Raw genomic sequence first — 11,899 nt, 5'->3', positions numbered from 1 at the left:
AAACGCATTATCAAGCTGATACGCTATCATTGAAAGGATATAATTGATTATCGTAGATCGGTTTTTGCTCGATCGCCTATAAGGAAATCATCATGCGCTATTCTAAACTCTCTTTGCTCATCCCGTGCGCGCTTCTGCTTAGCGCCTGTACGACCGTCACTCCCGCCTACAAAGATAATGGCCCGCGTATCGGCGCGTGTGTGGAAGGCGGCCCGGACAGCGTGGCTCAACAATTTTACGACTACCGTATTCAACACCACAGCAATGATATCGCCGCGCTTCGCCCCTACTTGAGTGATAACCTGGCGAAATTGTTGACCGACGCCAGCCGCGATACGGAGCACCGCCAGTTGATGAGCGGCGATCTGTTCTCCAGCCGCGCTACGCTGCCGGATAGCGCCAACGTCGCCAGCGCATCAACCATTCCGAACCGAGATGCGCGCAACATTCCTCTGCGGGTAGCGTTAAAACAGGGCGATCAAAGCTGGCAGGATGAAGTGCTTATGATTCACGAAGGCTCATGCTGGGTGATTGACGACGTTCGCTATCTGGGCGGAGATGTCCATGCCCCTGCCGGTACGCTGCGCCAGTCGATAGAAAACCGTTAACAGACAGTATTCCCCCGCTTTTGCACCCATAACCCCGTAAATTGTCTGGCATTCTGCCCGGGATGCCGACAATTCTTCTTACCTACTATTCCTCCTGCTATTTTGTGCTATGTTTAGGGAAGAATGTGGGATATATTTAACTTTTAACGCATAAATATTGCATAACTATTCTGCGAAAGGTACTATCTGCGGCTTCAATAGCTATCAGACTGCCTGTATACGAGTGTCAATGAGTATTCAATTAAACGGCATTAATTGCTTTTACGGCGCGCATCAGGCGCTGTTCGATATCACGCTGGATTGCCCCGAAGGCGAAACGCTGGTGTTGCTTGGCCCAAGCGGGGCGGGTAAAAGTTCGCTGCTGCGTGTACTCAATCTGCTTGAGATGCCGCGCTCCGGCACTTTGACTATCGCCGGGAACCATTTTGACTTTACGAAAACGCCGTCCGATAAGGCGATTCGTGAGCTACGTCAAAATGTCGGAATGGTCTTTCAGCAATATAATCTTTGGCCGCATCTCACCGTTGTGCAGAATCTGATTGAAGCGCCCTGCCGCGTACTGGGTCTGACAAAAGATCAGGCGCTGGCGCGCGCAGAAAAGCTGCTGGAGCGTCTACGTCTGAAGCCATATAGCGATCGTTATCCGTTGCACCTTTCCGGCGGTCAGCAGCAGCGCGTCGCGATTGCCCGCGCGCTGATGATGGAGCCGCAGGTGCTGCTGTTTGATGAACCGACCGCCGCGCTGGACCCGGAAATTACCGCTCAAATCGTCAGCATTATTCATGAGCTGGCGGAAACGAACATTACTCAGGTGATCGTTACGCATGAAGTCGAAGTGGCGCGTAAGACCGCCAGTCGTGTGATTTATATGGAAAATGGTCACATCGTCGAGCACGGTGATGCGGGTTGCTTTGCCCACCCTCAGACCGAAGCGTTCAAAAACTATCTCTCTCACTAAGATTCGGGACAATGACAATGAAAAAAGTTCTGATTGCCGCGCTAATTGCAGGCTTTAGCCTTTCCGCTACAGCAGCCCAGACCATTCGTTTTGCGACCGAAGCGTCCTATCCGCCGTTCGAATCGATGGATGCTAATAACAAGATTGTCGGCTTTGACGTCGACCTGGCCAACGCGCTATGTAAAGAGATCGACGCCTCCTGTACCTTTACCAATCAGGCGTTCGACAGCCTGATCCCCAGCCTGAAATTCCGCCGCTTCGACGCTGTAATGGCGGGAATGGATATCACGCCGGAACGTGAAAAGCAGGTGCTGTTTACCACGCCATATTACGACAACTCCGCGCTGTTCGTGGGTCAGCAGGGCAAATACACCAGCGTCGATCAACTGAAAGGTAAGAAAGTCGGCGTACAGAACGGTACGACGCACCAGAAATTCATCATGGATAAGCATCCGGAAATCACCACCGTACCGTATGACAGCTATCAGAACGCGAAGCTGGATCTACAAAATGGCCGTATCGACGCTGTTTTCGGCGACACGGCGGTCGTGACCGAATGGCTGAAAGCCAATCCTAAGCTGGCGCCGGTCGGCGATAAAGTCACCGATAAAGATTATTTCGGCACCGGCTTGGGTATCGCGGTACGTCAGGGCAACACCGAGCTGCAGCAGAAATTCAATACTGCGCTGGAAAAAGTGAAGAAAGATGGGACTTACGAGACCATCTATAACAAATGGTTCCAGAAGTAATCTTTGATGAACGAATTTTTTCCTTTAGCAAGCGCCGCCGGGATGACCGTCGGTCTTGCCGTCTGCGCGCTGATCATTGGCCTCGCGTTAGCCATGTTCTTTGCCGTCTGGGAGTCCGTAAAATGGCGCCCGATTGCCTGGATAGGCTCCGCGCTGGTCACTATTTTGCGCGGCCTGCCGGAAATTCTGGTGGTGCTGTTTATCTATTTCGGCTCCTCGCAACTCCTGCTTACGCTGTCTGACGGGTTTACCCTCCATCTCGGCTTTACGCAGATCCCGGTGCAAATGGAGATTGAGAACTTTGACGTCAGTCCGTTCCTGTGCGGCGTGATTGCGTTGTCCCTGCTGTATGCGGCCTATGCGTCGCAGACGCTACGCGGCGCGCTGAAAGCCGTTCCGTCTGGTCAGTGGGAGTCGGGTCAGGCACTGGGATTATCAAAGACGGCGATTTTTTTCCGTCTGGTGATGCCGCAGATGTGGCGTCACGCTCTGCCAGGGCTGGGTAATCAGTGGCTGGTGTTGCTAAAAGATACGGCTCTGGTCAGCCTTATCAGCGTTAACGATCTGATGTTGCAGACCAAAAGTATTGCCACACGCACCCAGGAACCGTTTAACTGGTACATTATTGCGGCGGCTATTTACCTGGTCATTACGCTGATCAGTCAGTACATTCTCAAACGCATAGACCTGCGCGCGACACGTTTTGAGCGGAGGCCGGACTAATGCTTGAGTATTTACCTGAACTGCTAAAAGGGCTACACACCAGCCTGACGCTGACCGTGGCTTCTATTGCCGTCGCTTTGGTGCTGGCGTTAGTTTTTACCATCATCCTGACGCTAAAAACGCCGTTCGTGGTGTGGCTGGTGCGCGGCTATATCACGTTGTTTACCGGTACGCCGTTGTTGGTGCAAATTTTCCTGATCTACTACGGACCCGGTCAATTCCCGACACTGCAAGAGTATCCGCTACTCTGGCATCTACTGTCTGAACCGTGGCTGTGCGCACTGATCGCGTTGTCGCTAAACAGCGCCGCTTATACCACGCAGCTATTTTATGGCGCGATTCGCGCGATTCCGGAAGGTCAGTGGCAGTCCTGTGGCGCGCTGGGGATGAGTAAGAAAGATACTCTGGCGATTTTGTTGCCCTATGCGTTTAAACGCGCCCTCTCCTCCTATTCTAATGAGGTGGTACTGGTCTTCAAAAGTACCTCGCTGGCCTATACCATCACCTTGATGGAGGTCATGGGGTACAGTCAGTTGCTCTATGGTCGTACCTACGATGTGATGGTATTTGGCGCGGCAGGCGTAATTTACCTGGTCGTCAACGGTCTATTGACGCTGATGATGCGTTTGATTGAGCGTAAAGCCCTGGCGTTTGAGCGGCGCAATTAACCAGGCAGGATAAGGCATTCTCGCCGCCGTTCGACAATGGTCAGATGGCGCTGCGCTTATCAAGCCTACGATGCATAATTTTGAATAAACCCGACGGACAAGTGGTTAACTTGTCCGTCTTTTTTTATCCATTTAAAAATATTTAATCATTTTTATTGCATACAAATTCAATTGATGGCATTGTAAATCTATGCCGCAGACACGGCGCATAATCATAAGATTACGGGAGTGACATCATGAAAAAGTTAGTTCTGGCCGCATTACTCGCCTCTTTCGCCACTGGCAGCATCGCCGCTGAAAAAATCAATTTCGGGGTTTCCGCCACCTATCCCCCGTTTGAATCCCTGGATGCGAGTAATAAAATTGTGGGCTTCGATATCGATCTGGCAACCGCATTATGCAAGCAAATGCAGGCAGAATGTACTTTTACCAATCATGCTTTCGATAGTCTTATCCCGGCGCTGAAATTCAGAAAATATGATGCCGTCATTTCCGGAATGGACATTACCCCGGAGCGCAGTAAGCAGGTCGCCTTTAGCAATCCCTATTATGCGAACTCCGCGCTGGTGATTGCCAAAAAAGACACCTATAAAACCTTTACCGATCTAAAAGGTAAGCGTATCGGTATGGAAAATGGCACCACGCATCAAAAATATCTCCAGGATAAACATCCGGAGGTCAAAACCGTGGCCTACGACAGCTACCAGAATGCGATTATCGACCTGAAAAATGGCCGTATTGACGGCGTCTTTGGCGATACCGCAGTGGTCAATGAGTGGCTGAAAACGAATCCGCAACTGGGTCCGGCAACAGAGAAAGTGACCGATCCGCAATACTTCGGTACCGGACTTGGCATCGCGGTGCGCCCGGACAATAAGGCGTTGCTGGAAAAACTGAATAATGCGCTGGCCGCCATTAAAGCGGACGGCACTTATCAGAAAATCAGCGATCAGTGGTTCCCGCAGTAAGACATATGTGATTAGCCCACCGTGTTGCGAAATGGCAGTATAAATACCTTATTCAGCCCACGGGCCGCCATCGGAAACTATCCTGGCCTGATAAGCGCAGCGCCATTGAGCATTCTACAGTTTGTCATCAGTCTCAAACGCCTGCATCAACAGGCGATTCGGACTAATACTTGCCGGGTGACGCTAACGCGTACCCGGCTTACAACATTGTTATGTTTTTAGACAACATCCAGACCCAGACGGCGATACTGCTCCGCCGGAGCATCATTTTCTTTCATCAAACGGATAAGTAAGTTGATCATCCTTGCTTCGATGGCCTCATCATGAATAGGATGTTGCTGCTGCGGATCGTCTCTGAGATCAAACAAAAGATGACCAAAGCTATTCACACCTTTATATTTTTCCCTGGCCGGAATACGTAATACCTGAAGCCCTTTAGTAAAGTTAAACGGAGGTGCCAGAGATAATTTTCCCAGTTCATCCACATCATAACGCGCATTCATCTTGATCGGCATTAACGTGTAGTTCGCAATGTCATGCTCACGCCCCGGCTGCGCGGCCCGCATATAAACATAGCGTCCGTCGGTAACATTAACATGTCCGCTAAACACGCCAAACAGCGCGCCTTCCCTGACGGGTTCATCACTGGCAATGACTTTCGCCAGCGGTTGGCCCTGCATATCTGCGGGAATAGGTTGCTGAAAATAATCCAGTAGCGTTGGTGCCCAGTCAATCATCTGCACCAGCGACTGCCGTCGCGCTCCGCATACCGCGCTGCGCGGGTCCCAGATAAACAGCGGGTTATTCGCCACCTCGTTATAATAGGGCATTTGATTTTTAGCCCACCAACCGTGCTCCCCCAGCAAGAAGCCGTGATCGGTACCGACAATCAGCATCGTATCGCGCCAGAGATCGTGTTCATCCATCAGATCAAGGATACGTCCCAGATTGCGGTCGCACATGGAAACCAGGGCCCGATAACGACAGCGAATATGCGCTATCGCCTCCTCACTTTCACTGACTTTGCCGCGCGGCCAGTCATAATGCGGGCCTTGCCACTCATCGTCATAGAGCGATAAATATTCCTCGGTGGTATAAAACGGCTCATGCGGATCAAACGTCTCAACCTGCAATAACCAGTTATCTTCGGCATGATTTTTATGGATAAAATCGCACCCGGCGTCAAAAACTTTCGTCTGGGGAAAATCGGCTTCCTGCTGGATGTATTCGCGGTTCGCCCAGTCATGACGCCATAGCCCGGAAACGCCGCCTCCGGTTTGTTTTTGTGGAACGCGCAGTACTTCCGGAATGGGCGGCTCGCCAACGCTCGCCTTCCAGTGATCGCCCTCCTGACCGCGTACTACGTCCCAGGAGCTATAGCGGTTATGGTAGTTACCGCCGCCGTCTTCCCAGTAATGCAGATGATCGCTGATAAGATGGGTGTAGATCCCCGCTTTTTTCAATAATTCCGGCATGGAATCATCAAAGGGTTCCAGCGGCCCCCACTCACGATGCAGGAAATTATAGCGCCCGGTGTGCAGTTCCCGACGGGCTGGCATACAGGGCATACTGCCGACATAACTATTGTCAAAGGTGGCGGCATGTGCCGCCAGGCGTTGAAAGTTAGGCGCTTTCGTTAGCAAATCACCATAGGGCGGCAAATAGTTTTTATTCAGACTGTCAAACAGCAGAATAATCGCTTTCATGACTCACCCTCATTTGTTGAGCAGGTGCGGAAAATTTTTCTCTACCACATCGTAAATCTGTTTACCTATTGATTCGCCATCCATGATATTTTCAATGGGAATGAGATATTGTCCGTGTTTAGGATCGAGGCTAACAACATCAAGTAATTTTTTCGAAATCGCATAAATATCTGCCCAGTCGGTAAATCCACCGACCTCTCCCGCTGCCGTATGCTCCATATCAAAAGAGAAGTCATATTTTGCTAACGCTTTTTTAACAACAGTCTGTAACATTACGCTACTACCTACACCATAACCGCATACGAATAAAATATTTACAGAATCTTTCATAATAAAATCCTTTATATAAACCGAATCAATTAAATGGAATAAGGACCAAGATGGAACGTTGAAGCAATAAATTTCAGTAATTCACAAATTGCAGGCCACAGAGTCGCCCAGTCAAATATTCCCGTCCAGCCCACGCCTTCTTTTGCCAGCCCGGTTAAAGGAATGGCCCATACCGTACCGAAAGTCTGAATAATCCCTAGAAGGAAAGTACAAATAATAACGGAACGATATCCCCCCATTCGGTTGGCTAATACGCCGATGGGACCGCCGGAAAAGAAGAGCGGAACAAAACCAGGCAATACCATAATAGGGCTATGGATGAGCAGCAGAATGCCCATGGAAAAAATCGTGCCGAAGGTACAAAAGACGAATCCCAGCGTGGCCGCGTTCGGCGAAAAAGGTAATAAAGCAGCAACATCCACAGCCGGTATAGCGTTAGGAATAAAGCGATCCTGCCATCCTTTAAACGAACCGTTAATTTCACCAACCATCATCCGCACGCCCTGCAGCAAGATGACCATATACATAGAGAATTGCAGGCCCAGATTGATGATATAGATATACCAGGGTTTGCCTTTCGCCATTAACTGTACGTTATCGATCCCTGTCGCCAATAGAAAACCGCCAACGAAGAGCGTCATCACAATGGCGATTGCCGTCACGTTGTGGTTAAAAATGGCTAACCAACCGGGAAGTTTCAGGTTTTCGGCGTCATGCTTTTCCGGATCGCCGAATTTATGCGCGAATTTCGAGAAAAACCACAGTCCCAGCATCTGGTTATGCGCAATGGTAAAACCGGCGTTATTGGTCACTTTGGCGATGGGTTTAACAATAAGCGTAGTTGAAAACGCCCAAAAGACCCCGGTCAATACCCCGGCAATTACAATGGATTGTACCCAACCGAACCCCAGCCAGAAGACGATTAACCACAGTACTGCCTGTGAATGAGAGACCCCGGTATTACCGGTAAGAAATATACCTTTTGCGCCGGTATAACGGCCAAATAAAACTAATAACAGGTTAGTAAAAAACGCCAGTACAAAAACGTATCCTACATAGCCGAAATTATCGCCCAGCGCTATTTGCGTCGCGGCTTTCATGGCATATGAATCCATTAAGTATCCATGCACGCCATAAGCCTTGCTGACTGCCTCTGCAACCGGTTTAAAAGTGGCTGAAAATTGAAAGCCGCCAAATAACACCATCATCAAACCGACCATCGCGCTGATCATACCGGTGATAATTTTTATAGGCGTCTTTTTATCCAGCGCATAGCCAACACCGACTAATATCCCAATTAATATTGCCGGTTCAGTTAAAAACGTTTGAATAACATCTATAAATTTGGCAAACATCGTCTGAACGCCCTCCATAAGCGTGCCTATTCGTTGTCATGATTGACCCCTTTACTGACGTTACGTATTGCTTCGCTGATGCTATTGAAAGTTACCCGATAAACCACCTTGTCTAATTTTGCCTTACACGCACTGTAATAATCAAAATTAGTCATTAAAAGATTCAAAGTGATTATTTGTGATTTGATTTGCAAAAATAGGGTAATATATAACCACGATCGATCGGAGTTTTTTATCGATCGATCATGGTTATTATTATTTATGGATAATTAGATAGTTAATATAGATATTTTGTATGTCTGGCTTTTGGCGCTACAGCCTGCAAAGCAGTGTTAACACTTCATAATGCGCGGTATGCGGGAACATATCGAAAAGCTGAACACGTTGAATACGGTAGTTCGGCAGATGACGAATATCCTGCGCCATCGTCTGCGCGTTACAGCTTGAATAAATAATAAAACGCGGCGCCATTTGTGCAAGGTAATCGCACAACGGCTTGCCAATGCCGCGGCGGGGAGGATTCACCAACACCAGGTCGGGCGTTTCACCTTGTGCGGTGGCGAATTGGGTGGAATCCAGCGCCTGGAAATGAAGGCGGGTCAATCCCAGCTCGGCAGCGGATTGCTTCGCGCAGGCAATCGCCTCCGGCGCGATCTCAATACCGGTTAATTGCATCTGCGGCGTCGCGCAGTGCAGGCCGAATCCGCCCACTCCGCAAAAAAGATCCCACATATGGCGTACCGGCAGTTGCCCTACCCAGTCGCGCGCCGTCGCATATAATCGGCTGGCGACCGTAGGGTTGGTCTGAAAGAAACTTTGCGGACGAATCCACAGCGGCACATCGTTAAAACGTTCCGCCAGCGCCTGCTGATCCGTCAGGTAGATTTCCGTCTCCCCTTCCATAATCGCCATATGTACCGGCTGAATATTTGCGGTGATCACTTTGAGCTGCGGCAGTTGCGCACGCAGCCACGGTAACGCCGCGCGCAGTTGCGTAAGTTTGGTTTCTGAACGCAACACGAAGCGTAGCATCATGCCGCCATCGAACTGACTTTCCGTCAGCAACAGGTATTTCAGTTCGCCACGTTTTCGCGCCACGTTATAAGGCGTGAGTCCGGCACGGGCAATAAAAGGTTTTAGCGCGCTGAATACGGGGGCAAAGGAGGCGGGATACAGCGGGCAGCCGCAAAGATCGACCGGCGTACCGTCGCGATGCAGCATCCCGAAGAGCGGTTTTTCTACACTACCGCTCACGACCATTTTCGCTTTGTTGCGGAAACGCTGTTCCGGGCCTCCAGTCGGCGCGCACCACTGTTCAACAGGCAGCCCGGCGAGCAAACGATGTAAATCGGCTGTTTTTGCGGAAAGTTGTTCGTTAACCGACTGCGTAATCCATTGACAGGAACGGCAGCGACCCGCGTCATAGAGTGCGCACTGCATACCAAAAAACCTTCATATTATCCGGGGCGACGATTATACACATTATTGCAGCCGGAAGAACCGACGGCTGGGAGCGGGAATAAACAGCAGAAACAGAATTAAAAGATCGGGGAGTTTTTGCATGACCAGGGAATGCAGGATATCACGCTTCGATTCTCCCGCGATGCTAAACAACTCCGGATACCCGTAGCCTAACGACGCCGCCCACAGATACCCACTTACAATAATTTGTGTCGCCAGGTACACCCAGCGCGCCCAGCTACGGCCTTTCACCAGCGAAAACGCACAATAAATTTCAACAAAGACCAGCACTAAGCTGGCCAGAAAGACCAGGGTTAAGCTCCACGTCTGCACGCTGCGATGAATAAACTCGCCCATCCCGCGTATGCCGAGGGTATTCATAATCATCAGCACATCGAGACCGCGAATCAAAATAATCGCCATAGCCGCAACCTGCACCAGCGTAGGCACATTTAAACGGGCATGTGATGAGGTTGATTGCTTTATAAATCCCAATGAATGTCTTCCCTGAAAATGATGCCGCGACTCGCGCGGCAACGCATTGCCATAGTGGAAGATTTTAGTGGCTTCAGCCGCGTCTTGCACGCTGGATATCGCGAATCCGCTGTTTTTCCGCTCGCGCCATCAGGTACCAGGCAATAAATCCGACGATTCCTACCACGCCGAGGATTAACGTCGCCAGCGCGTTGATTTCCGGGTTCACGCCCATGCGCACGCTGGAGAAAACCAGCATCGGTAGCGTGGTGGCGCCGGGACCGGAAACGAAGCTGGCAATCACCAGATCGTCAAGGGAAAGCGTAAAGGCCAACAGCCAGCCCGAGATCACCGCGGGCATGATCATCGGTAACGTAATGACAAAAAAGACCTTCAACGGCGCCGCGCCAAGATCCATCGCCGCCTCTTCAATCGAACGATCCAGTTCGCGTAATCGCGAAGCGATCACCACTGCCACGTAGGCGGTACAGAACGTGACGTGCGCCAACCAGATGGTCAGCATCCCGCGATCGGAGGGCCAGCCGATAGCATGACCGAGCGCGACAAACAGCAACAGCAGCGACAGCCCGGTAATCACATCCGGCATCACCAGCGGCGCGGTGATCATAAACGCAAAGCCGTTTGCGCCGCGAAATCGTCCAAATCGCACCATCACCACCGCGGCGATAGTACCGAGCACCGCCGCCATCGTCGCCGCGCAGGCGGCAATTGTCAGGCTTAGTCCCACTGCGCTCATCATGGCGGTATCCCGAAAGAGCTCGCCATACCAGCGCGTCGACCATCCCGCCCACACCGTCACCAGCTTCGAACTGTTAAACGAGTAAATCACCAACATTAACATCGGCGCATAGAGAAAAGTAAACCCCAGCACCAGAATCAGAATGCGCCAGGGCGAGCGAACGACCGGTAAGTTATTCATCCATGCTCCCCCACACTTTTTTGCTGATGTTTATGGAACCACATGATCGGTACTATCAGCAGCAGCAACATAATAATGGCGACCGCAGAAGCCACCGGCCAGTCGCGGTTATTGAAAAACTCCTGCCACAGGACGCGACCAATCATGATACTGTCCGGCCCGCCAAGCAGTTCCGGGATCACAAACTCGCCCACCGCCGGGATAAAAACCAGCATCGAGCCAGCGATGATTCCGCCTTTGGTGAGCGGGACAATGATGCTAAAAAATGTTTTCAGCGGTCGGGCGCCGAGATCCAGCGACGCTTCCACCAGCGAATAATCAATACGCGTTAATGCGGTATAAATGGGCAGAACCATAAACGGCAGATACGCATAAACAATGCCGATATAGACGGCCAGGTTAGTGTGCAGGATCGTCAGCGGCTGATCGATAACCCCGAGCCACAGCAACACATTGTTCAGCACACCGTTGTTTTTCAAAATGCCCATCCAGGCATAGACGCGTATTAAAAAAGACGTCCACGAGGGCAGAATCACCAACAGCAGCAGGATATTGCGCGTGGAGGGCTTGCTGTGCGCCACCGCCCACGCCAGCGGGTAGCCCAGCAGCAGGCAGCAGATCGTGGAAATACCGGCAATTTGTAACGATTGCAGATAGGCTTCGAAATAAAGCGGATCGTCGGTCAGTTGCAAAAAATTGCCGAGGTTGAGCGTAATCGACAACTGACCGTCAGCCCATTCCAGCAGATCGGTATACGGCGGGATCGCCCGCGCCATTTCCGCCAGACTTATCTTAAAGACGATAAGAAACGGCAGTAAAAACAGCAGAATGAGCCAGATATAAGGCAAAGCAATAACCAGCTTACGCCCATGTTTCATTTGCATTCGCGCCAACCATAGCGCCGCGCCGCCAGGTTTACTGATGCGTGCCGGAGGTTCAAGTGTGCTCATGTTTCCCCC

The 11,899-nt window shown here is 50.8% G+C and carries 13 protein-coding genes; 6 read left to right on the top strand and 7 right to left on the bottom strand.

Going from position 1 to position 11,899, the window contains the following annotated elements; all coding sequences use genetic code 11:
* The first annotated feature begins 92 nt into the window (after nt 1-92).
* The 6 genes from ACH0WD_RS20355 to artJ all read left to right on the top strand — a co-directional run bounded on the left by ACH0WD_RS20355 (nt 93) and on the right by artJ (nt 4,674).
* Nucleotides 93-608, top strand: a complete 516-nt coding sequence (locus ACH0WD_RS20355; protein WP_001270724.1) for a lipoprotein — start codon at nt 93-95, stop codon at nt 606-608.
* 229 nt (nt 609-837) lie between these two features.
* Complete coding sequence (artP, locus tag ACH0WD_RS20350) at nt 838-1,566, top strand: arginine ABC transporter ATP-binding protein ArtP (protein WP_000027186.1); 729 nt, start codon at nt 838-840, stop codon at nt 1,564-1,566.
* 17 nt (nt 1,567-1,583) lie between these two features.
* Nucleotides 1,584-2,315: an arginine ABC transporter substrate-binding protein ArtI gene (gene artI, locus ACH0WD_RS20345; RefSeq protein WP_000756586.1), complete on the top strand. Its 732-nt coding sequence runs from the start codon at nt 1,584-1,586 to the stop codon at nt 2,313-2,315.
* Nucleotides 2,316-2,321: 6 nt separating this feature from the next.
* On the top strand, nt 2,322-3,038 hold the full coding sequence (gene artQ, locus ACH0WD_RS20340; protein ID WP_001001677.1) for an arginine ABC transporter permease ArtQ: 717 nt from the start codon (nt 2,322-2,324) through the stop codon (nt 3,036-3,038).
* Nucleotides 3,038-3,706 (top strand): arginine ABC transporter permease ArtM, encoded by a 669-nt coding sequence (artM, locus tag ACH0WD_RS20335; protein WP_000895393.1) that lies wholly within the window; start codon nt 3,038-3,040, stop codon nt 3,704-3,706. Before artQ ends, artM begins: the two co-directional genes overlap by 1 nt.
* A gap of 236 nt (nt 3,707-3,942) precedes the next feature.
* Nucleotides 3,943-4,674, top strand: a complete 732-nt coding sequence (artJ, locus tag ACH0WD_RS20330; protein ID WP_000737538.1) for an arginine ABC transporter substrate-binding protein ArtJ — start codon at nt 3,943-3,945, stop codon at nt 4,672-4,674.
* Nucleotides 4,675-4,892: 218 nt separating this feature from the next.
* Here artJ and ACH0WD_RS20325 read toward each other — a convergent pair whose 3' ends face one another.
* The 7 genes from ACH0WD_RS20325 to potH all read right to left on the bottom strand — a co-directional run bounded on the left by ACH0WD_RS20325 (nt 4,893) and on the right by potH (nt 11,890).
* Nucleotides 4,893-6,380 carry a sulfatase gene (locus tag ACH0WD_RS20325; RefSeq protein ID WP_000644020.1) on the bottom strand — a complete coding sequence of 496 codons (1,488 nt, stop codon included), beginning with the start codon at nt 6,378-6,380 and terminating at the stop codon, nt 4,893-4,895.
* Nucleotides 6,381-6,389: 9 nt separating this feature from the next.
* Entirely contained in the window at nt 6,390-6,710 is a 321-nt protein-coding gene (locus ACH0WD_RS20320) for a PTS sugar transporter subunit IIB (protein WP_000655399.1), read from the bottom strand.
* A 29-nt stretch (nt 6,711-6,739) separates the two neighbouring features.
* The gene (locus tag ACH0WD_RS20315) at nt 6,740-8,083 is read right to left on the bottom strand and encodes a PTS sugar transporter subunit IIC (RefSeq protein ID WP_000399323.1); all 1,344 of its coding nucleotides are present in this window, start codon (nt 8,081-8,083) and stop codon (nt 6,740-6,742) included.
* Between the two features lie 294 nt (nt 8,084-8,377).
* A complete protein-coding gene (rlmC, locus tag ACH0WD_RS20310) occupies nt 8,378-9,505 on the bottom strand; it encodes a 23S rRNA (uracil(747)-C(5))-methyltransferase RlmC (RefSeq protein ID WP_001149795.1) in 1,128 nt (375 codons plus the stop codon).
* 42 nt (nt 9,506-9,547) lie between these two features.
* Complete coding sequence (locus ACH0WD_RS20305) at nt 9,548-10,021, bottom strand: YbjO family protein (RefSeq protein WP_000505788.1); 474 nt, start codon at nt 10,019-10,021, stop codon at nt 9,548-9,550.
* 73 nt (nt 10,022-10,094) lie between these two features.
* Nucleotides 10,095-10,940 carry a putrescine ABC transporter permease PotI gene (gene potI / locus ACH0WD_RS20300; RefSeq protein ID WP_001061623.1) on the bottom strand — a complete coding sequence of 282 codons (846 nt, stop codon included), beginning with the start codon at nt 10,938-10,940 and terminating at the stop codon, nt 10,095-10,097.
* The gene (potH, locus tag ACH0WD_RS20295; protein WP_000105453.1) at nt 10,937-11,890 is read right to left on the bottom strand and encodes a putrescine ABC transporter permease PotH; all 954 of its coding nucleotides are present in this window, start codon (nt 11,888-11,890) and stop codon (nt 10,937-10,939) included. Before potH ends, potI begins: the two co-directional genes overlap by 4 nt.
* Nucleotides 11,891-11,899 lie beyond the last annotated feature (9 nt).

The sequence above is a fragment of the Salmonella sp. 2020_1395 genome, from assembly GCF_043848115.1.
GTDB classification, from domain to species: Bacteria; Pseudomonadota; Gammaproteobacteria; order Enterobacterales; family Enterobacteriaceae; genus Salmonella; species Salmonella enterica.
This window is presented reverse-complemented; position numbering and strand designations above follow the sequence as displayed.